Consider the following 24,853-nt stretch of genomic DNA (forward strand, 5'->3'; position numbering starts at 1 on the left):
CCCTGGCATGCTGTGACGCATGGGGCATGAGGGGATGCGGGCCGGCGACAGCGACCGGCAGAAGGTCGCCGACCAGCTGAAGGCGGCGCTCGACGAGGGCCGCCTGGATCTGAGCGAGTACGACGACCGCGTCCAGCGGGCCTACGCGGCGAAGACCTACGGGGACCTGGACGGCCTGCTCGACGACCTGCCCGGCACCATCCCGGTGGAGAAGTCGCAGGTCGTACCCCGCGAGGGGGTTTCTGAGCCGGTCGCGAAGCCGGCTTCGAAGCACCAGGGGCGCTCCGGTTTCCCGGGCATGCTGGGGGTTTTCGTGGTCTGCACCCTGGTCTGGGCGATGAGCAGCCTGGGTTCGGGGGAGCTCCAGTATTTCTGGCCCGGCTGGGTGTTGATCCCGGTCGTCCTCGCCTTCTTCGCCCAGTTCGGGAAACGACGCCACTGAGGCCGATATCGTCGACTTGTCCGTCACGAACACGCCCGACAGCGGGTTACGCAACCCTCGGTTTGGCGTCGGTGTTACGGGCGCGTAGACTGGCTCGCTGGCGCGTAGCGTCCACTCCCTCATGTCCTCAAGCGCTTCGAGGAACCGGGGGAGCCGTGGCTGGTCCGGGTCATTTCGACCCGGAAACGACGTTGCGCAAGCCTGCCCCAAGAACCCGATGTCAGGTAGCGGAGGACATGCCTAAGAAAGACGGAGCCATCGAGATCGAAGGCCGAGTGATCGAGCCGTTGCCGAACGCTATGTTCCGCGTCGAGCTCGCAAATGGTCACAAGGTCCTGGCACACATCTCCGGGAAGATGCGCCAGCACTACATCCGCATCCTTCCCGAGGACAGGGTCGTCGTCGAGCTGTCGCCGTACGACCTGACCCGTGGGCGCATCGTCTACCGCTATAAGTAACCGAGGGTCGCGGGGTTTCCCAACCCGTCTGACTGAGAGTTAAGGCAAACCGTGAAGGTCAAGCCGAGCGTCAAGCGGATCTGCAACAACTGCCGGGTCATCCGGCGGCACGGCCGGGTCATGGTCATCTGCTCCACCGACCCGCGCCACAAGCAGCGCCAGGGCTGAGTCCCGCGCAGGATCCGCACCACTGAAGAAGCTCGTCCCAGTCGTGGCTGTCCACGGCTGTACCCCCGGTCGGAGGCCGGGGCCCGCCAGGGCAGGTGGGGTGGGACGGGCACAGACCTCCGCGATCACAACGAGGAGTACGCCCAGAAATGGCACGTCTCGTCGGCGTCGATCTTCCCCGCGAGAAGCGGATGGAGATCGCGCTCACCTACATCTACGGCATTGGCCGTACGCGCTCGGTCGAGGCACTGACCGCGACCGCGATTGACCTGAACAAGCGCGCCAAGGACCTCTCGGACGAGGAGCTGGTTCAGCTCCGCGACTACATCGAGGCCAACTTCAAGGTTGAGGGCGACCTGCGCCGCGAGGTCGCCGCGGATATCCGCCGCAAGGTCGAGATCGGCTGCTACGCCGGTATCCGCCACCGCAAGGGTCTGCCCGTCCGGGGCCAGCGGACCCGTACCAACGCTCGTACCCGTAAGGGTCCGAAGCGCACGGTCGCCGGTAAGAAGAAGCCCGGTCGGAAGTAATAGGAGCGCACTGACTTATGCCACCGAAGGCACGCGCTGGGGCCGCTGTAAAGAAGGTCCGGCGCAAGGAACGCAAGAACGTCGCCCACGGGCAGGCGCACATCAAGAGCACCTTCAACAACACCATCGTGTCGATCACCGACCCGACCGGTGCGGTCATCTCCTGGGCCTCGTCCGGCCAGGTGGGCTTCAAGGGCTCCCGCAAGTCGACCCCGTTCGCCGCGCAGCTCGCTGCCGAGGCGGCCGCCCGTCGTGCCATGGAGCACGGCATGCGCAAGGTCGACGTCTTCGTCAAGGGCCCCGGCTCCGGCCGGGAGACCGCCATCCGTTCGCTGCAGGCCGCCGGCCTCGAGGTCGGGCAGATCTCCGACGTCACGCCGCAGCCGCACAACGGATGCCGCCCGCCGAAGCGCCGCCGGGTTTAGGGAGGAGCTGAGATGGCTCGCTATACCGGAGCGGACTGCAAGCGGTGCCGCCGCGAGAAGATGAAGCTGTTCCTCAAGGGCAGCAAGTGCGACGGGCCGAAGTGCCCGTTCGAGTCGCGTCCCTTCCCGCCCGGCCAGCACGGCCGCGGTCGGACCAAGGAGACCGAGTACCTGCTCCAGCACCGTGAGAAGCAGAAGGCCCGCCGCGCGTACGGCGTGCTCGAGAAGCAGTTCCGCGGTTACTACGAGGAGGCTGTCACCAAGCCCGGCAAGACCGGTGAGGTGCTCCTCCAGATCCTCGAGTCCCGCCTCGACAACGTCGTCTACCGGGCCGGCTACGCCGCGTCCCGCGACATGGCCCGGCAGCTGGTCAAGCACGGCCACTTCCTGGTCAACGGCGTCAAGGTGGACATCCCCTCGTACCGGGTGAAGGAAAAGGACATCGTCACCCTGCGCGAGAAGTCGAAGGAGCTCACGCCCTTCGTCGTCGCGCAGGCGCAGGCCGGCTCCCGGCCGGTCCCGGCGTGGCTCGAGCCGATCCCCAGCGAGATGAAGATCCTGGTCCACACGCTTCCGGCCCGCGGTGTCATCGACACCCAGGTCCAGGAGCAGCTGATCGTGGAGCTTTACTCCAAGTAACAGGGTTGCCCGGCGTCTCCTTCGAGGCGCCGGGCAAAACGGACGGCCATCAAATAGCGGGTGGCCCGACAGAAAGAAGAACAGCGTGCTCATCAGCCAGCGGCCGACCCTCTCGGAGGAGTCGCTCAGCGAGACCCGCTCCCGGTTCACCATCGAGCCTCTGGAGCCGGGCTTCGGCTATACCCTCGGTAACTCACTGCGGCGGACCCTGCTGTCGTCCATCCCGGGCGCGGCGGTCACCAGCATCAAGATCGACGGCGTGCTGCACGAGTTCACCACGATCCCCGGTGTCAAGGAGGACGTGGTCGAGCTGGTCATGAACGTCAAGGAACTGACCGTCAGCTCAGAGCACGACGAGCCGGTCAGCATGTACCTGCGCAAGCAGGGCCCGGGCGACGTGACCGCCGGCGACATCCAGCCCCCGGCCGGTGTCTCGGTGCACAACCCCGATCTGAAGCTGGCGACCCTGAACAGCAAGGGCCGGCTCGACATGGAGCTGACCGTCGAGCGCGGTCGTGGCTACGTCACCGCGGCGCAGAACAAGAACGCCGGCGCCGAGATCGGCCGCATCCCGGTCGACTCGATCTACTCGCCGGTGCTCAAGGTCACTTACCGCGTCGAGGCGACCCGTGTCGAGCAGCGCACCGACTTCGACCGCCTGATCATCGACGTCGAGTCGAAGGCGTCGATCTCCCCCCGGACCGCGCTGGCCTCGGCCGGCTCGACCCTCGTCGAGCTCTTCGGCCTGTGCCGTGAGCTGGACGAGACCGCCGAGGGCATCGACATCGGCCCGTCGCCGCAGGACGCGCAGCTCGCTGCCGACCTGGCCCTTCCGATTGAGGAGCTGGACCTCACCGTCCGGTCGTACAACTGCCTCAAGCGCGAGGGCATCAACTCGGTGGGCGAATTGATAGGGCGTACCGAGGCCGACCTTCTGGACATCCGGAACTTCGGCCAGAAGTCGATCGACGAGGTCAAGATGAAGCTCGCCGGAATGGGCCTGGGCCTGAAGGACAGCGCGCCGTCCTTCGACCCCGCGCACGTGGTCGACTCGTTCGGCGACGTGGACTACGACACCGACGACTACCGCGAGACCGAGCAGCTCTAAGAGCTCGGCTGCGCCACATTTCAAGGAGCATCCGAAATGCCCACGCCCACCAAGGGTGCCCGCCTCGGCGGCAGCCCGGCTCACGAGAAGCTCATCCTGGCCAACCTGGCCACCGAGCTCTTCCGGCACGGGAAGATCAAGACCACCGAGTCGAAGGCCAGGCGGCTGCGCCCGCTGGCCGAGCAGCTGGTCACGAAGGCCAAGCGCGGCGACCTGCACGCCCGTCGCCGGGTTCTGGCCACCGTGAAGGACAAGGACGTCGTGTACGCCCTGTTCGAGCAGATCGCTCCGCGGTACTCCAACCGCCCCGGTGGGTACACCCGCATCACCAAGATCGGCCCCCGCAAGGGTGACGCCGCCCCCATGGCGGTCATCGAGCTGGTCGAGGAGCTGCAGGTCGCGGCCACCACCTCCGGCCCGTCGAAGGAGGCCCGCAAGGCCGCCGCGCAGCAGGCCAAGGTCGAGGCGCTCGCGCCCGAGGAAGAGGTGCCCGCCAGCACCGACGCCGCCGAGGGCGACAAGGTCGAGGGCGACGAGCCCAAGGCCTGAGTTTGATCACTGAGAGGCCCGGCACCCACTCTGGGTGCCGGGCCTTTCTCTGCGGGACCATTCATTCGTACGGGCGAGGACGGTAATGACGGAGACGGTTCGGCTGCGCCTGGACGTGTCGTACGACGGCGCCGACTTCTCCGGCTGGGCGGCACAACCGTCACGCCGTACCGTCGCCGGGGTTCTGACCGAGGCCTTCGCCCGCCTGCTGGGGCCGGAGACGGCGCTCGGGCTCACCGTGGCCGGCCGCACCGACGCCGGGGTGCACGCCACCGGCCAGGTCTGCCACGTGGACCTGCCCGCCGGGCGCTGGACCGAGCTGGAGTCGTCGCTGCTGCGGCGTCTCGCCGCGCTGATGCCGCCGGACGCCCGGGTGCGGGCGCTGGCGCCGGTGCCGGACACCTTCGACGCCCGGTTCTCGGCCACCTTCCGGCGCTACGAGTACCGCGTCGTGGACACCCCGTGGGGCCCGGAGCCGCTGCGCCGCCACGACACCCTCGGCTGGGTCCGTCCGCTCGACCTGGACCGGCTCAACGCCGCCGCGGCCGGGCTGCTGGGTGAGCACGACTTCGCGGCGTTCTGCAAGCGCAAGGAGCACGCCACCACGATCCGGGCGATCAACCGGCTGGACTGGCGCCGCGACCCGGACGGCGTCTGTGTGGCGACCGTGCAGGCCGACGCGTTCTGCCAGGCCATGGTGCGCAGCCTGGTCGGGGCGATGCTCACGGTGGGGGACGGGCGCCGGGACCCGGAGTGGCCGGCCAAGCTGCTCACCCTGCGGCAGCGGTCCAACGACGTGGTGGTGGCGCCGGCGCACGGGCTCACCCTGGTGGCGGTCGGCTACCCGGGCGAGGCGGACTACGCCGCCCGCGCCGAGGCGACCCGCCGCCTGCGCGCCTGACCCGGCACTCAGGCCCGGCGGGACAGGACGGTCTCGCTCAGGTAGACGTCGAGCAGGTCGTGGGTTAGCTGGTCGAGCTGCGGTTCGTCGGCGGGGACCAGGGCGCCGTCCGGGCCGGTGATCACGCAGTACATCAGGTAGTGGCCGCGGGTCCGCCACACCACCGGGGTGCCCGCGCCGGTCGCCTCGCCGGACATCAGCGCGAATCCGCCGTCACCCGACTCGACCAGGGAGCGGACCTGGTCACCGACGGCCGTCGCGCCGGTGGCGTCGGGCAGGTTCAGCATGCCGGCGGTCACCCGGTAGTCGGCGTACGGGACGGTGAGGGCGGCCCGGACCGCCTGCGAGCACCCGTACCGCTGAAGGGTGAAACGCAGGGCGCCGGTGACCGCGACCGTGCAGTCGGCCGTGAGGCCGGTCTCCTCCACGCCGAAGGCGGTGGAGCCGCTGGGGAAGACCTCGGCCTCGGTGAGCGGCTCCGGATCCACCGTGCGTGAGGCGATGAGCTGGTCGATCTCGGCGGCGGCGAGCCGGCTCGGGGTGGAGTCGTGCTCGTCGGCGACGAACAGCACGCCCAGCATGACGCAGATGCCGAGCACGATGAGCGCGGCCAGGCCGCGGGTCAGCAGGTGAGCGGTCCGGTACGGCTCACGCCAGGCGTGCCGTTGGGACCGTGTCGGCCGTCGATGCCGGCTCGGCGTGGAAAGCCGGATCAGGCCGGGGGTGGCGTGCCGCATCCGCTCAAGCTAGGCGCGCACACCGATCTATGAACGCACACGGTGTCCGCCACCCCGCCGCCGTCGTGTCCACCCGTGGGCGGGAGACTTGGCCGGTGAGCGCCGACCACTACTTCTCCGCCGAGCCGGACGCGCCGATGCGCCGGGGCGAGATCGAGTTCAACGTCGCCGGCCGGGACTACCGTCTGGCCGTCGCCTCCGGGGTCTTCTCGGCCGGCCGGCTCGACCCGGGCACCGCGGTCCTGCTGCGCAAGGCCGGGTTGCCGGGCGCCTCCACCGAGGGCACCCTGCTCGACCTGGGCTGCGGTTACGGCCCGATCGCGTGCGTGCTGGCCAGCGAGGCGCCGGCCGCCACCGTGTACGCCGTCGACGTCAACGCGCGGGCCCGTGACCTGGCGAGCGAGAACGCCGAACGGCTCGGTCTGGCCGGCCGGGTGCTGGTGCGGGCCCCGGAGGAGGTGCCGGCCGACGTCACCTTCACCGAGATCTGGAGCAACCCGCCCACCCACATCGGCAAGGCCGGGCTGCACACGCTGCTGGAGACCTGGCTGCCCCGGCTCGCCCCGGACGGGGTCGCCTGGTTGGTGATCAACCGGAACCTGGGTGGCGACTCGCTGCACTCCTGGCTCGCCGGGCTCGGCTGGACGGTCGAGCGGACCGCCAGCCAGCGGGGCTTCCGGGTGCTGCGGGTCACCGGAAAATCGACTGACTGAACCGGTTCGTACAGGGAGGATGCCCGGCATGGGTTACGTGGATGTCGCCGGTGCCGGGTTCGTGCTCCCGGACGGGCGTGAGCTCTTCACCGACGTGTCGTTCCGGGTCGGCGAGGGCGCGAAGGTGGCGCTCGTCGGGCCCAACGGCGCCGGCAAGACCACCCTCATGCGGATGGTGGCGGGCGACATCCCGGCACAGAGCGGCGTGATCGCGCGATCCGGTGGGCTCGGTGTCATGCGGCAGTTCATCGGGATGATCGGCGACGACCGTACCCTTGAGGATCTTGCTCTTTCCCTGGTGCCACCCGCGCTGCGCGCGGCAGGTGAGCGACTGCGCACGGCCACCGCGGCCCTCGACGAGACCGAGAAGACCCAGATCGCGTACGCGAACGCGCTCGCCGGCTGGGGCGAGGTCGGCGGATACGACGCCGAGGTGCTGTTCGACACGGTGGCGGTGTCCATCCTCGGCCGGCCGTGGGAGGAGACCCGGAACCGGATCGTGCGGACCCTCTCCGGCGGCGAGCAGAAACGGTTCGCCCTCGACCTGCTGCTCCGCGGCGCCGACGAGGTGCTGCTGCTGGACGAGCCGGACAACTTCCTCGACGTGCCCGCCAAACGCTGGCTGGAGCAGCGGCTGCGCGAGTCGAACAAGTCGGTGCTGTACGTCTCGCACGACCGGGAGCTGCTGGCCCAGACCGCGGACCGGGTGGTCGCCGTCGAGGGCGGCGGCGCGTGGACCCATCCGGCCGGGTTCGCCTCCTGGCACGAGGCCCGGGTGCACCGGCACGAGCGGCTCGAGGAGAACCGGCGGCGCTGGGACGAGGAGCACGAGAAACTCAAGGAGCTCGTGTTCACGCTGCGGAACAAGGCGGCCTTCAACGACGGGCTGGCCTCGCGCTACCAGGCCGCGCAGACCCGGCTCCGCAAGTTCGAGGAGGCCGGGCCGCCGCCGCTCCCGCCCAAGGACCAGGCCGTGAAGATGAACCTGCGCGGTGGGCGGACCGGGAAGCGGGCGGTCATCTGCGAGCGGCTCGAGCTGGAGAACCTGACGTTCCCGTTCGACGTGGAGATCTGGTACGGCGACCGGGTCGCGGTGCTGGGCGCCAACGGCACCGGCAAGTCGCACTTCCTGCGGCTGCTCGCGGCCGGCGGCAGCGACCCGGATCTGGAGCACAAGCCGGTGGACGGGGCGCCGCTGGCGTACGTGGCCCACGACGGGGTGGCGAGGCTCGGCGCGCGGGTCCGGCCCGGGCACTTCTCGCAGACCCACGACCGGCCGGAGCTGGTCGAGAAGACGCTCGTCGAGATCCTGTGGCGGGGCGACGAACACCGGTCCGGGATGGACCGGGCCGGCGCCATGAAGGCGCTCAACCGGTACGAGCTGGCGGCCCAGGGGGACCAGCGGTTCGGCACGCTCTCCGGTGGGCAGCAGGCCCGGTTCCTGGTGCTGCTGCTGGAGCTGTCGGGGGCCACCCTGCTGCTGCTCGACGAGCCCACCGACAACCTGGACCTGGCCTCGGCGGAGGCGCTGGAGGAGGGGCTGAAGGCGTTCGACGGCACGGTGATGGCTGTCACGCACGACCGCTGGTTCACCAGATCCTTCGACCGTTTCCTGCTGTTCAGGGGCGACAACGAAGTTGTGGAGGTCCCTGAACCGGTCTGGGACGTCCGCTAGTTTTCCTGTGACGGACCGGTTAGGGTCCGATTACAACCAACCCCACGGGAGTCCGGGCACCGGGCTGAGAGGGGGGCTGATGCGGCCCCCGACCGTCGAACCTGATCCGGATAATGCCGGCGCAGGGAGGAGTGCCTCGTGCACAGTTTTCCGCGCATCCATGTCATAACCGACTCCATCGATGTCGTGCGCGGCGTCGCGGGGCTCGATGACATCGCGGTGCAGATCCGGGTCAAGAGCAACGACGCCCGGGCGTACGAGCTGGCCGCCGCCGCCGTCGAGATCTGTCGCCCGGCCGGCACGATGGTGCTGGTCAACGATCGGGTCGGGGTGGCTCTCGCGGCGGGCGCGGACGGCGTCCACGTCGGCGCCGACGACCTGCCGGTCGAGGTCGTCCGGCGGGTCCTCGGGCCGGCCGCGATCGTCGGCGCCACCTGCCGGACGCCCGCGGCCGCGCGGGCGGCCGTCGCCGCCGGGGCGAGCTACCTCGGTGCCGGGCCGGCGTTCCACACCTCCACGAAGGACGGGCTACCACCACCGCTCGGGCCGGCCGCGATCGCCGCGGTCGCCGGTGCGGTTCCGGGTACGCCGGTCCTCGCGATCGGTGGGATCACCGCTGACCGGGTGCCGCTTCTCGCGGTGCACGGGGTGGCGGCGGTCTCCGCCTTCGCGGCGGACCCGAAGGGAGCTGCCGCGGACTTCCTGGCGGTTCTGCGATGACCGCCGGATCCGGCCCGCGTGTGGCCGTCGTCGGGGGCGGCATCATCGGGCTCGCCATCGCCGCGGAGCTGCTCGACCGTGGGGCCGACGTCACCGTCCACGACCCGTCACCTGAGGGGTCGGACGGGGCCTGGCATGTCGCCGCCGGGATGCTGGCGCCCGGTGGTGAGTCGGCCTTCGAGTATCCGTACCTCACCCGCCTGCTGGAGGCCTCGGGGGAGCTGTGGCCGTCGTTCGCGGGACGGCTCGGTGACGTGGGCTACGACGAGGCGGGCACTCTCTCGGTGGCGCTCACCGCCGATGACGTGGCCGACTGCGCGCGGGAGTGGAAGCACCAGAAACTGGCCCGGCTCAGCGGCTCCCAGCTGCGGGAACGTGAACCGGCACTGTCGCCGCGAGTGCGGGCCGGGGCCTTCGCGCCCAGCGAGATCCAGGTCGACCCGCGCAAGGTGGTCGGCGCGCTGCGGCATGTTCTGAAAGGGCGCATCATCGCCCGCCAGATTTCCGACTTGTCCGAAATCGAGTCGGACGTGACCGTGGTCGCGGCCGGCTGCGGGACCGCCACCCTCACCGGGCTGCCGATCCGGCCGGTGAAGGGCCAGGTGCTGCGCCTGCGCGGCGAACCCGGCCTGCTCCGCCACGTGATCCACGGCGCGGCCGACGGGCGGCACGTCTACCTGGTCCCGCGCGCCGACGGCGAGGTCGTGGTCGGCGCCACCCAGGAGGAACGCGCCGACCGGCAGATCACCGCGGGCGGTGTGCACGACCTGCTGCGGGCCGCCCTCGACCTGGTGCCCGGCCTGGCCGAGCACGAGATCACCGAATGGACCGTGGGTCACCGGCCGGGCAGCCCGGACAACGCACCGCTGCTCGGCCACCTCGACGACCGGACCGTGGTCGCGGCCGGCCACCACCGCAACGGGATCCTGCTCGCCCCGATCACCGCACGACTCATCGCCGACCTGGTGCTCACCGGCTCGGCGGACCCACTGCTGGAAGCGTTCGCGCCCGGGAGGTTCGGATGAAGCTGACGATCAACGGCCAGACCCAGGACCGGTCCGGCACCTGCTCGGTGGCGACCCTGGTCGCCGAGATCATCGCGGCCCAGCGCGGGGTCGCCGTCGCGGTCAACGGGACGGTCGTGCCACGTTCCACGTGGGGGCAGGTCGACCTCGCCGACGGCGACCGGATCGAGGTCCTCACCGCGGCGCAGGGAGGGTGACGATGTTCCTTCCGGAGAACGGGCTGATCCTCGGCACCGGCGGGGCGAACAGTCTCGCCGCCCTGGAGGAGGCCGTCGTCGCGTCCGAGACGACGCTCGTCACCGTGGCGCTGCGCCGGGTCGACGCGGCCGGGCCCGGGCTGCTGCCGATGCTCGACCGCCTCGGCGTACGGGTGCTGCCCAACACGGCCGGCTGCTACACCAGCGGGGACGCGGTCAAGACCGCGCAGATGGCCCGGGAGGCGTTCGAGACCGACCTGATCAAGCTGGAGGTGATCGGCGACGAGCGGACCCTGCTGCCGGACGGTGTGGAACTGCTCAAGGCCGCGGAGATCCTGGTGGCGGACGGGTTCACGGTCCTGCCGTACACCAGCGACGACCCGATCCTGGCCCGCCGCCTGGCCGACGCCGGGTGTGCCGCCGTCATGCCGGCCGGTTCGCCGATCGGCTCCGGGCTGGGCGTCTCCAACCCGCACCACATCGAGTTGATCGTGCAGAGCGTCGACGTGCCGGTGGTTCTCGACGCCGGGATCGGCACCGCCTCGGACGCCGCCCTCGCCATGGAGCTCGGCTGCGACGCGGTCCTGATCGCCACCGCCATCACCCGCTCCGACGATCCGGCGGCGATGGCCGCGGCGATGCGGCACGCGGTCACGGCCGGCCGGCTCGCCCGCGCCGCCGGGCGGATCCCGCGCCGCTTCCACGCGCTGGCGTCCACCCAGGACGACGGGATCGCCGAATGGTGACCCCCGGCGGGCTCGTCGTGCTCACCGATCGGCGGTCCGCCGCCGGGCCGCTGCCCCGGGTGGTCGCGGCGGCGGTCCGCGGCGGCGCGGCGTGGGTCATCCTGCGTGAGCGCGATCTTCCGTACGCCGAACGCGCGGCCCTGGCAGCCGAGTTGCGATCGTCGCTGCCCCCGGGCCGGTTGATCGTCGCCGGCCCGGACCCGTTGGGCGGCGACGCCGTGCACCTGGCCGGTGGCGATCCGCTGCCGTCCGGGATCCCGCTGGTGGGCCGTTCCTGGCACGGGACCGAGTCGCTGTCCGGCGTGGACTACGTGACGGTCTCGCCGGTCCACCTCACCGAGTCCAAGCCGGGGTACGGTCCCGCACTCGGGGCCACGGGGGCCGCCGAGTTGCGTGCGCCGGTGCCCTGGCTGGCGCTCGGCGGGATCGACTCGCCGTCGCGGGCGGCCGACTGCGCGGCGGCCGGAGCCGCGGGGATCGCGGTGATGGGCGCGCTGATGCGATCACCCGACCCCGAGTGCACGGCCCGGGAACTGGCGACCGCGTTCGCCACCGCCCCGGTCGGCGCCGGTCGCGGGGGTGGGCGGTGACTCCGCCGGTGGTGTTGACGATCGCCGGGTCGGACTCCGGCGGGGGCGCCGGGATCCAGGCGGACCTGAAGACGTTCGCGGCGCTGGGGGCGTTCGGGACGTCGGTGATCACGGCGATCACGGCGCAGAACACGCTCGGCGTCACGGCCATCCATCCGGTGCCCGCCGAGATCGTCGCCGCGCAACTCGACGCCGTGCTGTCGGACCTGCCGGTGGCCGCCGTGAAGGTCGGGATGATCTCCGACCCGGCGGTGGCCAAGGTGATCGCCGCCCGTGCGGCGGAGCTGCCGAACCTGGTCGTCGATCCGGTTCTGGTGGCCACCGCGGGCAGCCGGCTCGGTGAGGTGGATGTGGTCGGGGTGCTCACGGCGTACCCCTGCGTTCTGACACCGAACCGGCACGAAGCCGGCGCCCTCCTCGGAAGGGTGATCGAGACGGCCGAGGAGATGGTCTCGGCGGCGGCCGAGCTCGCGGCGCGCGGGCCACGCGCCGTGGTGGTCACCGGGAGTGAGCTGGCGCTCGACGTCCTGCATCACGCGGGGGAGGCCGTCCTGCTGCGTGGGGAGCCGGTGGCGACCGTGAACAACCACGGCTCGGGCTGCACGTTCTCGTCGGCGATCGCGGTGCGGCTGGCGGCCGGCGATCCGGTTCCGGAGGCGGTCGCGGCGGCCAAGGAGTACGTGAACCGCGGCCTGCGTGGTGGCGCTCAGTGGCGGCTCGGGGCGGGACCCGGGCCGCTGGACCACTTCGGCTGGTCCGTCTAGATCTTCCGGCCGGGGTGGCGGTCGAGGATGCCTGCTGCCGTTTGATGCCGGGTTTGTACTATTTTGGGAGGTCTCGTGAGGCGCAAGGTCTACGTCGAAGGTTCCCGCCCGGACATCCGGGTGCCGTTCACCGAGGTGGTGCTCACCGGCGACCACCCGCCGGTACGGCTCTACGACACATCCGGTCCCGGCAGTGAACCCGCGGTCGGGCTGCCGCCGCTCCGGAAACCCTGGCAGACCGGCCGTACCCAGCTCGCCAGCGCGCGGGCCGGGATCGTCACGCCGGAGATGGAGTACGTCGCGGTCCGCGAGGGCGTCGCACCGGAGGTCGTCCGGGACGAGATCGCGGCCGGGCGGGCCGTGCTGCCGGCCAACCGGAACCACCCCGAGTCCGAGCCGATGATCATCGGGTCCCGGTTCCTCGTGAAGGTCAACGCGAACATCGGCACCTCGGCGGTCACCTCGTCCGTCGACGAGGAGGTGGAGAAACTCACCTGGGCCACCCAGTGGGGCGCCGACACGGTGATGGACCTGTCCACCGGGCCGCACATCCACGAGACCCGGGAGGCGATCGTCCGGAACTCGCCGGTGCCGATCGGAACCGTGCCGCTGTACCAGGCGCTGGAGAAGGTCAAGGGGGATCCGCTCAAGCTGACCTGGGAGATCTTCCGGGAGACCGTCATCGAGCAGGCTGAACAGGGCGTCGACTACATGACGATCCACGCCGGGGTGCTGCTCGCCTACGTGCCGCTGGCCGCTGAGCGGATCACCGGGATCGTGTCGCGCGGCGGGTCGATCATGGCGGCCTGGTGTCTCGCCGAGCACCGGGAGAACTTCCTCTACACGCACTTCCGGGAGCTGTGCGAGATCTTCCGGGAGTACGACATCACGTTCTCACTCGGGGACGGGCTGCGGCCCGGGTCGATCGCGGACGCCAACGACGAGGCGCAGTTCGCCGAACTGCGGACCCTCGGGGAGCTGACGCACATCGCCTGGGAGTACGACGTCCAGGTCATGGTCGAGGGGCCGGGACACGTACCCATGCACAAGATCAAGGAGAACGTGGATCTCCAGCAGGAGCTGTGCTCGGGGGCGCCGTTCTACACGCTCGGGCCGCTCGCCACCGACATCGCGCCCGCCTACGACCACATCACGTCGGCCATCGGGGCGGCGATGATCGGGATGTTCGGTACGGCGATGCTCTGCTACGTGACGCCCAAGGAGCATCTGGGGCTGCCCAACAAGGAGGACGTCAAGGCCGGGATGATCGCGTACAAGATCGCGGCGCACTCGGCCGACCTGGCGAAGGGGCACGCGGGGGCTCAGGAGTGGGACGACGCGCTGTCCCGGGCCCGGTTCGACTTCCGGTGGGAGGACCAGTTCGAGCTGGCGCTCGACCCCGGGACCGCTCGCGCCTACCACGACGAGACGCTGCCGGCGGCTCCGGCCAAGACGGCGCACTTCTGCTCCATGTGCGGGCCGAAGTTCTGTTCCATGCGGATCAGCCACGAGATCCGGGCGGCGGGGATGAAGGCCAAGTCCGAGGAGTTCGTGTCGGCCGGTGGGCGGGTCTATCTGCCGGTCACGCCCACGACCTGACGGAATACGGCGCGGTGGCCGCCCGGGGGCGGCCACCGCGTACCTCTCAGAGCTTGTAGAACGTGACGTAGTGGTCCGGGGTGAAGTAGGCGACGCGGGTGCTGCGGTTGACGACGATGCGGTAGGCGTCGCGGGCGGCGCCGCGGCTGCGGGAGTAGACGTCGTACTCGCTGTAGGTGGCGGAGGGGAGCTGGCCCTCGCGGTTGTAGAACTGGCCGCCGGTGTAGTTGTAGTTGCCGTACGGCCAGGAGTACCACCCGGCGGTGGTGGGCCAGCCGAGGGACTGCCAGCCGGTGAACGCGGTGCGGGCGGCCGAGCAGCGGCTGATGGTGCAGCTGCTGTAGACGGCGGCCTGGGCCGCGTCGGTCGTGGTGGGGGCCACTACCGCGGGGGCCACCAGCGCGGTGCCGGCCAGGGCGAAGACGAGGGCGAACTGGGAGAGGAAGCGGCCGATACGAGTGATCATGATCGGACTCCGATGCCGTCGAGGGGGGACCCGGACATCGACCATCGTCACCGGACTGCGGTGGCGGCGGTACCTCTCAAACTCATCATTCCATCGGCGTTTGCCGATGTTTTACGGGGCGGTCAGTTGCCGAGACCGTTCACCCAGTCGACGTAGTCCGCCTCCTTGCGGCCCATCGCGCCGCGCTGGGCGGGGGCGGGGGCGACCGGCGGCGGGGCGATCGGCTGGGGCTGGGGCAGCGGGGCGCTGATCGGGGTCGGCTCGGGGGTGAGCGGGGCACGGGCCGCGACCCGCGGGTGCTCGGCGGTGTCGACGCCCACCCGGGGGCCGGCCGGCCCGGCGGCGAAACCGTTGAACGAACCGGTGTCACCGGTCAGGGCCGGGGACGGCGCGGGAGTCTCGGGAGCGCCGCGCCGGGTACGCCATCCGCGCCGCAGGCCGGCGCCCATGCCGCGCTTGGCGGGCTGCTGTCCGGAGAAGCGCGGCTCGGCGTCGCCGGACGGGGCCGGAGCCTGGCCGAACGGCGAGGCGGGCGTTGCCGCGGCCAGGTCCTGCAACGGGTGCGGGCGGTCCCCGGCGCCCACGGCGAACACGCCGGTGTCGGACGGCCGGAGCTGATCCTCGGGGCGCTGGGCCGCGACGGCCGCCGCGGCGGCGATCGCCGACTGCACCGGTACGTCACGGCGGGGCAGGCTGGCGCGGCCGGAGACGGGCTCCGGCTTCGCGTCGGCGGGGGAGTCGTCGGCGGGGGAGTCCGGCTCCGCGGCGGGGGCCGGCTCGGCGCCACCGCCGCGGACGATCGCGGCCAGGACCGAGCCGAGCACGCCGGCGCCGGCCGCGGTCATCGCCGCCCAGTACGGGCTGAGCTCGAAGCCGGCCGCCGAACCGGGGCCGGCGACCAGGTAGGCGAGGGTCAGCAGGACCGGGCCGGCCAGGCCGCTGAGCGCCACCGCGAAGGTGGACAGTTTCCGGCCGCGGGCCACCAGTCCGAGGATCAGACCGGAGAGCAGCGCCAGCACGGGCATCGTGACGAACGGGGTGTGCTCGGTGGCGGCGGCCGGGATGAGCCTGCCCTCGAGCACGCCGAGGCGGGCCGCGACCGGGGTCTCGCCGGGAAGCAGGGACGGCACGACGGAGATCAGTGCGACGACCCAGACGATGACGCTCAGGGTGGCGACGCTCCAGCGGGCCACGGGCTTCGCGGCGGCGGCGGCCGCGGCGAAGATGCCGACCGCGGCGGCGAGCACGGCGCAGATGCCGATGACGACGACCGGCTGCACACCGGCGATCTGGGCGGTGCGTGCCGGCTGCATGGTCAGCGGCAGGACCGCGAGGGCGCCGAAGCCGGCGGCCAGGCCCATGGCGAGGGAACCGGCGGCACCGACCGGGCGGGGCGACCAGCGGGGCCGGAGCCCGGTGGCGACCACGGCGCCGATCGCCGCGGCGGTCATCGTGATCCACGCGACCCAGGCGAGTTGTGCTGTCCACTGATCACGCTGGGTGACTTCCAGAGTCTGGTCGAGCCGCACCATGCCGAGCCCGTAAGCGATGCCGAGTTGACCTGCGCCGACGACGGCGGCGGCCATGGTGGTGGCGGCCAACAGCTTCAGCCAACTCCGAAATGCCATGCCGGGCACGTTACGGAATGTTCCGCAGGATGCGCCAGTCCGGGTCGTCCTTCTTAAGGCGGCCTAAAGTCGTAACCGTCTATGATCGAAAAGCGTCTATGGAAAATCGGCTACTCACGGTAACTATCGTGCGAACTGCGAGCGACTTGCCAGAACGATGGTCCGGAGTGGACACTGTCGCGCACCGGACAACGAGTCCGTCGTGTCGTGCCAAACCTTGCCACCGTGGTCGCGGGACGAAACTCCCAGATAGTGGTTGGAACGAATATGGTGTCCGGTGACCGTGACTTCACGGATGGTTACGTGTGACGTATTCGTGCACGTCAGTGCTGGTGAGAAGATCGGTGCGCGGGTTTCACCCGGACGGGCGGGTCCTTTCCGGGAGGTTCCAGGCTTCCCAAAGGCCCCGGCGTTCTGATGAAATCGCCGCGCCGGAAACGCGGGCGCCGGACGGGGCCGGGGACCGCGATCGCCGGCAGACCGGCTCCAACCGTGGTGCGGAGCGGTGACGACCACGAAGGAGATGTCGTGAGCACGGGATCCTCGACCCTGGCTGCGCGACGTGGTGGCTTCCTCGGCCTGCGCAACGCACGGCTGCGCACCAAACTCGCCGGCCTGCTCGTCATCCCGCTGGCCGCGGTGCTCGCCCTGGCGAACGTACGGCTCATGGAGGTCGGTGAGCGCGCCGGCGACGCCGAACGGGTCGCCCAGCTCGCCGACCTGGGCACCGGCCTCGCCACCCTCAGCCGGGCGCTGCACGACGAGCGGATGGCCGCCGTCGAGTACCTGTCCGGGCCGGACGTGCCGGAGACCGGATACCGCGAGGCGATCAAGGCGGTGGACTCGCAGGCCCGCATCGTCCGTGCCGACCGCGCCGAGATCACCGAGGTGCCGTCCCGGGTCGACGACCGGCTCGACCTGATCGATCAGCACCTGAGCGGGCTAGCCGGGCTGCGGGTCGGGGTCAGCGGGCGCACCGGGGAGGACCTGGCCGGCGCCAACCAGCGCTACAGCGAGACCCTGGCCGTCCTGTCCGGCTACGAGTCGCTGCTCAGCCAGGTCGCCGAGCCGGGACCGGTCGCCGACGGGCTGCGCACGCTGGCCGCCTTCTCCGAACTGGAGACCGCGGTCGCCGAACAGGCCGCGGTGGCGTACGTGGCCCGGACCACCGGCAGCCTCGACGCCGACCGGCAGAAGACGCTCACCACCGCCCAGGTCGTCCGGGCCCGGGCACTCGCCGAATTCCGCGCCGGCGCCGCCCGGGAACAGATCGCCCTGGTCGACTCGGTCATCGGCGACGAGACGGTGGCCCGCGCCGACGAGCTGTCCACCCGGCTGACCGGACCCGGGGCGGCCGGGGCGGCCGAGATCACCGACACCTTCGGCGACGTGACCGAACTGCTGCGTTCCGCCGAACGGCAACTGGAGGACCAGGTCGTCGCGGTCGCCGAGGACGAGAACGCCAGCACCGGGCGGCGGTCGACAATCGAGTTCGTGGTGGTGCTGCTGGTCGTGATCGCGGCCGTGGCGCTCGCCGTCTACCTCGGCCGCTCGCTGCTGCTGTCGGTCCGCCGCCTGCGGGAGGGCGCGCTCGCCGTCGCCCACCGGGACCTGCCCGACGTGGTGAACCGGCTGCACGACGCCGAGAACCTCGGCGAGGGCGGCGTCGACCGGATCCTGGCGCAGACCCGCGACCCCATCGACATGCCCGAGCAGGACGAATTCGGCCAGGTCGCCGAGGCGTTCAACATGGTGCACCGGGAGGCCGTACGGGTCGCGGCGGAACAGGCCGGCCTGCGTACCAGCGTCTCCACCATGTTCCTGAGCCTGGCCCGGCGCAGCCAGTCGCTGGTCGACCGGATGATCGGCGAACTCGACCAGATCGAGCGGATGGAGGAGGACCCGAAGCGGCTCGCCCGCCTCTTCGAGCTGGACCACCTCGCCACCCGGATGCGCCGCAACGACGAGAACCTCCTGGTGCTGGCCGGCGCCGAGGTCGGCACCCCGCGCCGCGAGGACGCGCTGCTGATCGACGCGCTCCGGGCCGCCCAGTCCGAGGTCGAGCTCTACCACCGGATCGAGTTCGGCACCCTCGACACCGACGTGCTGGTCGCCGCGGCCGCCGTCAACGACGTGGTGCGCCTGATCGCCGAACTGCTGGACAACGCCACCCGCTTCTCCCCGCCGAGCACCGTGGTGGTGGCGCACGGCGGCCGCTCCGGCGACCACGCCGTGGTCCAGGTCGAGGACCGCGGGCTGGGCATCTCCGCCGACCAGCTGGAGCAGCTCAACCGGCGGCTCAGCGATCCGTCCGAGGTGGATGTGGCCACCTTCCGCCTGATGGGCTTCGCGGTGATCGGGCGGCTGGCGTCCCGGCACGGCATCCGCGTCGAGCTGCGGCCCGGCCCCGAGGGCGGCACCCTCGCCGAGGTGACCCTGCCGGCCGACATCGTGGTGCTGCCCGGCGCGCCGGCCGCCCCGCCGTCCCGGGCGGCCAGCTGGACCCGGCCCGGCCCTCCGCCGCAGGCGCCCGCCGGCATGCCGCGCACCGTGGAGAGCCGGCCGCCGATCCGTACCGCTCCGCCCGTCGCGCCCCCGCTGCGGGCGCAACCGGTCGCGGCACCCCGGGAACCGGACTTCGTGCCGACCCCCGACCGGCCGCCGCTGCCGACCCGTACGCCCCGTCCGGCCGACGACCCACCGGCCGGGCTGCCGCCGGCCCCGGTCGCGATGCCCTCGGCCCCGGTCGTGATGCCGCCGGCCCCCGTCGGGATGCCGCCGGCTCCGGTCGCCGCGCCCATCCGGATGGAGGTTCAGCACAGCTGGTTCGCCGGAGAGCTGCCGGCCGCCAACCAGCAGGGCATGCCGACGGCCGGATACGCGCCACCGCCGACCGCGGTCACGGTCAAGGCCGAGCCGGTCGAGCCGACCATGCCGAAACCACGCTCGTCGGCCGAGGACCGCTGGCGTACCGCGGCCGACGAGGGCTGGCAGCGGGCCATGGCGGCGTCCGCCCCCAAGGACGGCGGCACCACCCGGTCCGGCCTGCCGAAGCGGGTTCCGCAGGCGCAACTCGTCCCCGGTGGGGTGCACGAGATCCCACGGGCACAACATCGTCGCAGTCCCGATGAGGTTCGCGGCCTGCTTTCCGCGTATCACAGGGGAGTGCAACGAGGGCGGACGGACGGCGTGGCCGAAACCGCCGCCGCGGCAACACCGGCTCCTAAGGAGAGGGAACAGTGACCAGGCCCCCCACCATGCACGACATGGGCTGGCTGCTCAGCAACTTCGCGGACAGCGTCGCAGGCATCGCGCACGTGATCGCGGTCTCGGCGGACGGGCTGCTGCTGGCCTCATCACGGGACCTGCCAGCGGACCGGGCCGACCAGCTCGCCGCGATCACGTCCGGCGTGGTCAGCCTCACCGACGGCGCGTCGCGGATGTTCAGCGCCGGCGCGGTGCAGCAGACCATCATCGAAATGGAGAGCGGCTATCTTTTCCTGATGTCCATCAGCGACGGTTCCTCGATGGCCGTCCTGGCGGCGCGCAGTTGCGACGTCGGCCAGGTCGGTTACGAGATGGCCCTGCTGGTGGAACGCGTCGGCGCGGCACTGTCGCCGGCGCCCCGCGAGGCCGTCAGTTACTAGCGCCGGGTCCGACCGACCGGCGGAGACGAGGTGACCGCGTCATGACACAGCCGCATGATCCCCGGGGCAACCTGGTGCGGCCGTACGCGGTCACCCGTGGCCGGACCGAACCGATCCGGGACATCCCGATCGAGGCGGTCCTGATCGCCAGTGCGGCGGCCGTGCAGGAGGCACGGTTCGCCGGACATGACAAGTACCGCATAGCCGTGCTGTGCGAGCCGAAGGCGTTGTCGCTCGCCGAGCTGGCGGCGCACACCAGGTTGCCCTTGGGGGTAGCCCGGGTGCTCGTCGCCGACATGGTGGCCGACGGGCTGCTTCAACTGCACAGTGCCGCTCCCAAGACGGGGTTCACGGAGCGGATGGACCTGCTGGGAAGGGTGTTGGGTGGACTTCGCAAGCTCTGAGCGGACGGGGCCGAATCCCGCGGAGATCACGTCCGCGAAGATCGTCGTCGCGGGTGGTTTCGGTGTGGGGAAGACGACCCTGGTCGGGGCGGTCTCCGAGATCGAGCCGCTGACCACCGAGGCGGTGATGACCGTGGCCGGCGCCGGCATCGACGATGCGTCGAAGGTGCCAGGCAAGGAGAGCACGACGGTCGCGATGGACTTCGGCCGGATCACGATGGCCGACGACCTGATCCTCTACCTCTTCGGGACCCCAGGTCAGACCCGGTTCTGGTTCATGTGGGACGAGCTGATCCGGGGTGCGGTCGGCGCCGCGGTGCTCGTCGACACGCGACGGCTCACCGACGCCTTCGCGCCGCTGGACTACTTCGAGAACCGGCATCTGCCCTATCTCGTCGCGGTCAACTGCTTCGACGACGCGCCACGGTACGAGCCCGACGAGGTGCGTGAGGCGCTCGCCATCCCGGCGCGGGTGCCGCTGCTGATGTGCGACGCGCGGCATCGCGAGTCGGTCAAGGCCGTGCTGATCGGGGTGGTCGAGCATGCGATGGCGACCCTGGTTGCCGAACACGAGGCCGCGGCGGTCGGCTAACCCACGCCGGGCGCACACCTTTCCCGACCTGGTCCTGCGGACCGATCGCCTGGTGCTGCGGGAGCTGCGGGAATCGGACGCCGGCGACGTCGTCGCCGGCGCCTCCGACGAGGTCACGCAACGCTGGCTGCCGCTGCCCCGGCCCTACACCGAGCGGCACGCGCTGCTGCTCATCAACGGGCTGGCCCCGGGCACCCGGGCCACCGGCCGGGGCCTGATCCGCGCGGTCGAGCACGCGGGCGTCTTCGCCGGCGTGCTCGATCTCAAACGCGCCGACTGGATGGCCCGCTCGGTCGAGATCGGCTACTGGGCCATGCCGGCCGTCCGCGGCCGCGGCGTCACCACTGAGGCGGTCACCGCCCTCACCCGCTGGGTGCTGCACGACTTCGACTTCGAACGCGTCGAGCTCCGCGCCGCCCCCGGCAACCGCGCCTCCCAGCGCGTCGCGGTCAAGGCCGGCTTCGTCGCCGAGGGCGTCGCCCGCAGCGCCGGCACGCTCCGCACCGGCCGCACCGACCTGACCGTCTACAGCCGCATCCGTTCGGACCCCTGAAGAGCAGAACCCCGATGTCGCATCTGAGCGGGTGGTACAGACCGCTGCTCCCGCCGAGGGCCCGGGGTGACTCGCTGGCCGCCGGCGCGTCCAGAACGCTCCCCACCCCGGGCGACGTGCGTGAGTGGTCGCGCTCCGGAACCGCGCGTGGGCCGAACCCACCCGCGGTTCCGGCCGCGATCAGCACAGTTGATCGCTGCCCTGGCCACTGAGGTAGGCGTCGGACACCCATCCGTAGACGGTGCCGTAGCGGACGTAGCTCCAGGTGTCCGTGTCGTAGTAGCCGATGACGCGGTCACCGGCGGTCCAGCAGTGCAGCGCCACCGAGGCCCCGTTCGGGATCGCGCCGGTCATCGCCTTGGCGCAGGCGGTGTGCGGTCCGGTGCGGATGTTCAGGCCGGTGGAGGTGCCGACCACGGTGTCGGAGCCGTCGTCGAGATTCGAGTGGCTGTGCGAGCAGCTCGCGGACGCGGGCGCGGGGGTGAGCCCGACGATCGCGGCGACGGGCAGAAGAGCGGTCACGACGGCGGCGGCGAAGCCTCGCGAGACACGGAACGTGTGGGGACGCACGATCATCCTCCCAGGGGGCCGAGGCCGATCTTCGATTGAAGATCACCTGTTTCTCGGCACGCTATTCACCGTCACTCTCGATCCACTGTCGAATCACTCTCGGCGAGGGGTGGGCGGGTTTTCGTGCGCGACCACTTACGCACGTCGCCCGGTGGGGCTCGCGTTCTGGACGCGCAGCGGCCAGCGAGACGCGCCGGGTCCTCGGCGGGAGCAGCGGTCTGTACCACCCACCCCGATGCGACAGCCTGATTTTGATCTTCAGGTGGGGATGCGGTAGCCGCGCTTGACGACGGTCTGGACCACGCCGGGGAGGGCGAGGCCGGCGCGGAGGCGGGCGACGGCCATCTCGACCGCGTGTTCGTCGGCGCCGCGGGGGAGGGCCTGGAGGAGGGCGGCGCGGGACAGGACGCGGCCGGGGGAGCCGGCCAGGGCGCGCAGCACCGCCATCGGGGCGGGGGCCAGGGGGCGCAGCTCGCCGTCGACGATGGCGGCGTGGCCGCGCAGGGTGAGGGAGTGGCCGGAGACCTGGAGCGTGACGGCGCGTTTGGGCAGCTCGTCGACGATGGTGCGGACCAGCGAGTTCAGGCGGGCGCGGCCGGGAACGGCCACCGGGATGCCGTGCCGGCGCAGCGGGGCCGAGGTGACCGGGCCCACGCAGGCGGCCAGGACGTCGTCGCGGAGAGCGTCCAGGAGGGCGTCGGCGCCGGTGCCGGCGGCGCGCAGCACGGCCTGGACGGCGGCGGCCGAGGTGAACGTCACGGCGTCGACCAGACGGGCGATGATCAGATCGACCAGGCGGTGCAGCGGCGCCGGGTCGGTGGGCGGCGCCCAGCGGTAGACCGGCAGCTCGATGACGTGGGCGCCGGCCGACACCAGGGCCTCGGTGTACTCCGGCTGGCTCTCGCCGTGCAGCTGCATGGCCACCGTCCGGCCGTCGATGCCGCGCGCGGTCAGATGCTCGACGACCTCCTCGTAGCCCTCGCCGTCCGGTGACCAGTCGTCGCGCAGGCCGGCGGACCGGACCGCGGCCTTGGCCTTCGGGCCGCGGGCGACCAGGTAGGCGCCGGACAACACGGCGTGCAGCGGCTCGGCCAGACCCCAGCCCTCGGCGGCCTCCAGCCAGCCGCGCATGCCGATACCGGTGTTGACCAGCACGATGTCGGGTGGACTGTCCAGACAGGCACGGGTGGCGGCGCGCAGCTCGGCGTCGTCGGAGATGGGGACGATGCGCAGCGCGGGAGCCACCACGACGCGGGCGCCACGCGCCTCCAGCAGGGTGGACAACTCGTCCTTACGGCGGTCCGCGGTCACGCCGACGGTGTAGCCGGACAGCGACGCGGCCGGCTCCGCCAGTGCGGCAGCCGTCAGCACCGCCCGCCGGGCGCCCGGGGTGCGGTCGATCATCCGATCCCCGGGCCGAGAAGTCGCGGCGTGGCCGAACGGTCCACCGAAGGGCACGCTCGAAGCCCGCCGTCCTCAGCGTCGACCCGCTCCCATGCCACGCTTGCGGTCCTCGCCGTACCTCCGTCCGGGGCACGCCGCGACTCCTCCTCGCCGAACCGGGCAACCGGTCCGGTGAACACCGTCAGGTCCGTCCTCAACCCTGACGGTGGTCTCACCATGGTGCGCCCGCGAGCGCGGCTTCGGCCACTGCCGGGCCGCGTCGTCGTGAGGTCCGCACCGTTGGCCATGACCGAAGCGTGCCGGGGGCGAATTTCGGCAGAGCGTCCCGTTTGTTTCAGGCCTGCTAAGTCGGTGGCGGTGGGATACGCCACCCGCCTCGGGCGTGTCCGGAGCGCGGAGTATGCTTGCTCTGCTTGGGGTTCCACAGGGCTGAGTGTCTGCAACTAGGATGCTCGCCGGTTCGCTGGTGCCCTGAACACCGCCTGTTTTGACCGCTCGCCGCGTAGCCGGGTATTGTTGCCTGCTGTTGTGCGACTGTTGCGAGTGGTCCCTGTGCGGGGTCGCTTGACGCATCTGTTCGATGCGACCAGTGCGCGCCCCCAGACCGACGACGAGACAAGGTAATTCTGTGCGTACGTACAGCCCGAAGCCGGGTGAGATCGAGCGTCAGTGGCACATTATCGACGCTTCTGACGTCGTTCTGGGCCGCCTGGCTACCCACACGGCCAACCTCCTGCGCGGTAAGCACAAGCCGACGTTCGCCCCGCATGTCGACACCGGCGACTTCGTGGTGATCATCAACGCCGGCAAGGTTGCGCTTACCGGTAACAAGCGTCAGACCAAGGTCGCCTACCGGCACTCCGGCTACCCCGGTGGTCTGAAGCAGGTCGGCTACGAAGAGCTCCTGACCAAGCGTCCGGAGAAGGCGATCGAGCTGGCCGTCAAGGGCATGCTCCCGCACAACAAGCTCGCGCGGCAGATCATCAAGAAGCTGAAGGTCTACCCGGGCGCCGAGCACCCGCACGCCGCTCAGCAGCCCCAGCCGTTCGAAATCAAGCAGATCGCGCAGTGAGCGCGGGAGAAGGCAGCAGCATGTCCGACATCATCGAGCCCGAGGTCGTCGAGACCGTCGAGGAGCCCGCTGAGACGGTCGTCGTCGTTGAGACGGCCGCGCCGGCCCCGGTCCGCGCCCCGCGCCCCGGTGACCGTCCGGTTCAGACCGTCGGCCGCCGCAAGGAGGCCATCGTCCGGGTGCGTCTCGTGCCCGGCACCGGCAAGATCACCTGCAACGGCCGTGACCTGGAAAACTACTTCCCCAGCAAGGTGAACCAGCAGCTCATCCGTGAGCCGCTCGTCACCGCCGAGCGCGCCGAGCAGTTCGACGTGATCGCCAACCTGCGTGGCGGCGGCATCACCGGCCAGGCCGGTGCTCTGCGTCTCGCCATCGCGCGGGCCCTGATCACCGTCGAGCCCGACGACCGCCCGGCCCTGAAGAAGGCCGGCTTCCTGACCCGTGACGCCCGGGTCAAGGAGAGCAAGAAGTACGGTCTCAAGAAGGCCCGTAAGGCCCCGCAGTACTCGAAGCGCTGATTTTTTCACGCCT

The 24,853-nt window shown here is 71.2% G+C and carries 30 protein-coding genes and 1 riboswitch; of the genes, 25 read left to right on the forward strand and 5 right to left on the reverse strand.

Annotated features, from left to right (window positions below; translation table 11 throughout):
• Positions 1-19: 19 nt before the first annotated feature.
• The 9 genes from BJ964_RS13365 to truA all read left to right on the forward strand — a co-directional run bounded on the left by BJ964_RS13365 (position 20) and on the right by truA (position 5,220).
• Positions 20-442: a DUF1707 SHOCT-like domain-containing protein gene (locus tag BJ964_RS13365; RefSeq protein WP_229806627.1), complete on the forward strand. Its 423-nt coding sequence runs from the start codon at positions 20-22 to the stop codon at positions 440-442.
• A gap of 236 nt (positions 443-678) precedes the next feature.
• On the forward strand, positions 679-900 hold the full coding sequence (gene infA, locus BJ964_RS13370; protein WP_007073013.1) for a translation initiation factor IF-1: 222 nt from the start codon (positions 679-681) through the stop codon (positions 898-900).
• A gap of 51 nt (positions 901-951) precedes the next feature.
• Positions 952-1,068: a 50S ribosomal protein L36 gene (gene rpmJ / locus BJ964_RS13375; protein WP_014440745.1), complete on the forward strand. Its 117-nt coding sequence runs from the start codon at positions 952-954 to the stop codon at positions 1,066-1,068.
• A 149-nt stretch (positions 1,069-1,217) separates the two neighbouring features.
• A complete protein-coding gene (gene rpsM / locus BJ964_RS13380) occupies positions 1,218-1,598 on the forward strand; it encodes a 30S ribosomal protein S13 (protein WP_188120965.1) in 381 nt (126 codons plus the stop codon).
• A 17-nt stretch (positions 1,599-1,615) separates the two neighbouring features.
• Positions 1,616-2,023, forward strand: a complete 408-nt coding sequence (gene rpsK, locus BJ964_RS13385) for a 30S ribosomal protein S11 (protein WP_014440747.1) — start codon at positions 1,616-1,618, stop codon at positions 2,021-2,023.
• A gap of 12 nt (positions 2,024-2,035) precedes the next feature.
• A complete protein-coding gene (rpsD, locus tag BJ964_RS13390; protein ID WP_183222847.1) occupies positions 2,036-2,662 on the forward strand; it encodes a 30S ribosomal protein S4 in 627 nt (208 codons plus the stop codon).
• 85 nt (positions 2,663-2,747) lie between these two features.
• Positions 2,748-3,770, forward strand: coding sequence for a DNA-directed RNA polymerase subunit alpha (locus BJ964_RS13395; protein WP_093618743.1), 1,023 nt, complete (start codon positions 2,748-2,750; stop codon positions 3,768-3,770).
• A gap of 36 nt (positions 3,771-3,806) precedes the next feature.
• Positions 3,807-4,319 (forward strand): 50S ribosomal protein L17, encoded by a 513-nt coding sequence (gene rplQ, locus BJ964_RS13400; RefSeq protein WP_188120966.1) that lies wholly within the window; start codon positions 3,807-3,809, stop codon positions 4,317-4,319.
• A gap of 85 nt (positions 4,320-4,404) precedes the next feature.
• Positions 4,405-5,220, forward strand: coding sequence for a tRNA pseudouridine(38-40) synthase TruA (gene truA / locus BJ964_RS13405; protein ID WP_188120967.1), 816 nt, complete (start codon positions 4,405-4,407; stop codon positions 5,218-5,220).
• 8 nt (positions 5,221-5,228) lie between these two features.
• Here the strand turns inward: truA and BJ964_RS13410 are convergent, their stop codons facing one another.
• Entirely contained in the window at positions 5,229-5,957 is a 729-nt protein-coding gene (locus BJ964_RS13410) for a hypothetical protein (RefSeq protein ID WP_188120968.1), read from the reverse strand.
• Positions 5,958-6,052: 95 nt separating this feature from the next.
• Here BJ964_RS13410 and BJ964_RS13415 point away from each other — a divergent pair, with 95 nt between their 5' ends.
• From BJ964_RS13415 to thiC, 9 genes are all read left to right on the forward strand, one after another.
• Entirely contained in the window at positions 6,053-6,670 is a 618-nt protein-coding gene (locus BJ964_RS13415; protein ID WP_188120969.1) for a class I SAM-dependent methyltransferase, read from the forward strand.
• A gap of 28 nt (positions 6,671-6,698) precedes the next feature.
• Complete coding sequence (locus BJ964_RS13420; RefSeq protein ID WP_188120970.1) at positions 6,699-8,345, forward strand: ABC-F family ATP-binding cassette domain-containing protein; 1,647 nt, start codon at positions 6,699-6,701, stop codon at positions 8,343-8,345.
• Between the two features lie 34 nt (positions 8,346-8,379).
• Positions 8,380-8,490: riboswitch (TPP riboswitch) on the forward strand.
• Positions 8,484-9,065 (forward strand): thiamine phosphate synthase, encoded by a 582-nt coding sequence (locus tag BJ964_RS13425; RefSeq protein WP_407650804.1) that lies wholly within the window; start codon positions 8,484-8,486, stop codon positions 9,063-9,065. It overlaps the preceding riboswitch by 7 nt.
• Positions 9,062-10,090, forward strand: coding sequence for a glycine oxidase ThiO (gene thiO, locus BJ964_RS13430; RefSeq protein WP_188120971.1), 1,029 nt, complete (start codon positions 9,062-9,064; stop codon positions 10,088-10,090). Before BJ964_RS13425 ends, thiO begins: the two co-directional genes overlap by 4 nt.
• Positions 10,087-10,287, forward strand: coding sequence for a sulfur carrier protein ThiS (gene thiS / locus BJ964_RS13435; protein ID WP_188120972.1), 201 nt, complete (start codon positions 10,087-10,089; stop codon positions 10,285-10,287). The genes thiO and thiS overlap by 4 nt, the downstream gene beginning before the upstream one ends.
• Positions 10,288-10,289: 2 nt before the next feature.
• A complete protein-coding gene (locus tag BJ964_RS13440) occupies positions 10,290-11,033 on the forward strand; it encodes a thiazole synthase (protein ID WP_188120973.1) in 744 nt (247 codons plus the stop codon).
• Entirely contained in the window at positions 11,027-11,623 is a 597-nt protein-coding gene (locus tag BJ964_RS13445; protein ID WP_188120974.1) for a thiamine phosphate synthase, read from the forward strand. The genes BJ964_RS13440 and BJ964_RS13445 overlap by 7 nt, the downstream gene beginning before the upstream one ends.
• Positions 11,620-12,387: a bifunctional hydroxymethylpyrimidine kinase/phosphomethylpyrimidine kinase gene (thiD, locus tag BJ964_RS13450; RefSeq protein WP_188120975.1), complete on the forward strand. Its 768-nt coding sequence runs from the start codon at positions 11,620-11,622 to the stop codon at positions 12,385-12,387. Before BJ964_RS13445 ends, thiD begins: the two co-directional genes overlap by 4 nt.
• 75 nt (positions 12,388-12,462) lie before the next feature.
• On the forward strand, positions 12,463-13,986 hold the full coding sequence (gene thiC / locus BJ964_RS13455; RefSeq protein ID WP_188120976.1) for a phosphomethylpyrimidine synthase ThiC: 1,524 nt from the start codon (positions 12,463-12,465) through the stop codon (positions 13,984-13,986).
• A gap of 46 nt (positions 13,987-14,032) precedes the next feature.
• On the opposite strand, the gene BJ964_RS13460 is transcribed toward thiC, so the two are convergent.
• Both BJ964_RS13460 and BJ964_RS13465 read right to left on the reverse strand, forming a co-directional pair.
• Complete coding sequence (locus BJ964_RS13460) at positions 14,033-14,452, reverse strand: ribonuclease domain-containing protein (RefSeq protein ID WP_229806628.1); 420 nt, start codon at positions 14,450-14,452, stop codon at positions 14,033-14,035.
• A gap of 122 nt (positions 14,453-14,574) precedes the next feature.
• Positions 14,575-16,080 carry a hypothetical protein gene (locus tag BJ964_RS13465; protein ID WP_188120977.1) on the reverse strand — a complete coding sequence of 502 codons (1,506 nt, stop codon included), beginning with the start codon at positions 16,078-16,080 and terminating at the stop codon, positions 14,575-14,577.
• A 528-nt stretch (positions 16,081-16,608) separates the two neighbouring features.
• On the opposite strand from BJ964_RS13465, the gene BJ964_RS13470 reads away from it, so the two are divergent.
• The 5 genes from BJ964_RS13470 to BJ964_RS13490 are packed head-to-tail and all read left to right on the forward strand — an operon-like array spanning position 16,609 to position 21,276.
• Entirely contained in the window at positions 16,609-19,323 is a 2,715-nt protein-coding gene (locus BJ964_RS13470; protein WP_188120978.1) for a sensor histidine kinase, read from the forward strand.
• On the forward strand, positions 19,320-19,727 hold the full coding sequence (locus tag BJ964_RS13475) for a roadblock/LC7 domain-containing protein (RefSeq protein WP_188120979.1): 408 nt from the start codon (positions 19,320-19,322) through the stop codon (positions 19,725-19,727). Before BJ964_RS13470 ends, BJ964_RS13475 begins: the two co-directional genes overlap by 4 nt.
• Before the next feature lie 41 nt (positions 19,728-19,768).
• Positions 19,769-20,131 (forward strand): DUF742 domain-containing protein, encoded by a 363-nt coding sequence (locus BJ964_RS13480; RefSeq protein WP_188120980.1) that lies wholly within the window; start codon positions 19,769-19,771, stop codon positions 20,129-20,131.
• Positions 20,112-20,723 (forward strand): GTP-binding protein, encoded by a 612-nt coding sequence (locus tag BJ964_RS13485; RefSeq protein ID WP_188120981.1) that lies wholly within the window; start codon positions 20,112-20,114, stop codon positions 20,721-20,723. The genes BJ964_RS13480 and BJ964_RS13485 overlap by 20 nt, the downstream gene beginning before the upstream one ends.
• The gene (locus BJ964_RS13490) at positions 20,674-21,276 is read left to right on the forward strand and encodes a GNAT family N-acetyltransferase (protein ID WP_188120982.1); all 603 of its coding nucleotides are present in this window, start codon (positions 20,674-20,676) and stop codon (positions 21,274-21,276) included. Before BJ964_RS13485 ends, BJ964_RS13490 begins: the two co-directional genes overlap by 50 nt.
• 180 nt (positions 21,277-21,456) lie before the next feature.
• Here the strand turns inward: BJ964_RS13490 and BJ964_RS13495 are convergent, their stop codons facing one another.
• Both BJ964_RS13495 and BJ964_RS13500 read right to left on the reverse strand, forming a co-directional pair.
• Positions 21,457-21,852 (reverse strand): hypothetical protein, encoded by a 396-nt coding sequence (locus BJ964_RS13495; RefSeq protein WP_188120983.1) that lies wholly within the window; start codon positions 21,850-21,852, stop codon positions 21,457-21,459.
• A 252-nt stretch (positions 21,853-22,104) separates the two neighbouring features.
• The gene (locus tag BJ964_RS13500; protein WP_188120984.1) at positions 22,105-23,250 is read right to left on the reverse strand and encodes a uroporphyrinogen-III synthase; all 1,146 of its coding nucleotides are present in this window, start codon (positions 23,248-23,250) and stop codon (positions 22,105-22,107) included.
• 628 nt (positions 23,251-23,878) lie between these two features.
• On the opposite strand from BJ964_RS13500, the gene rplM reads away from it, so the two are divergent.
• Entirely contained in the window at positions 23,879-24,322 is a 444-nt protein-coding gene (rplM, locus tag BJ964_RS13505; protein WP_014440773.1) for a 50S ribosomal protein L13, read from the forward strand.
• A gap of 20 nt (positions 24,323-24,342) precedes the next feature.
• Positions 24,343-24,840 carry a 30S ribosomal protein S9 gene (rpsI, locus tag BJ964_RS13510; protein ID WP_183222868.1) on the forward strand — a complete coding sequence of 166 codons (498 nt, stop codon included), beginning with the start codon at positions 24,343-24,345 and terminating at the stop codon, positions 24,838-24,840.
• Positions 24,841-24,853: the final 13 nt, after the last annotated feature.

The sequence above is a fragment of the Actinoplanes lobatus genome, from assembly GCF_014205215.1.
Taxonomy (GTDB): domain Bacteria; phylum Actinomycetota; class Actinomycetes; order Mycobacteriales; family Micromonosporaceae; genus Actinoplanes; species Actinoplanes lobatus.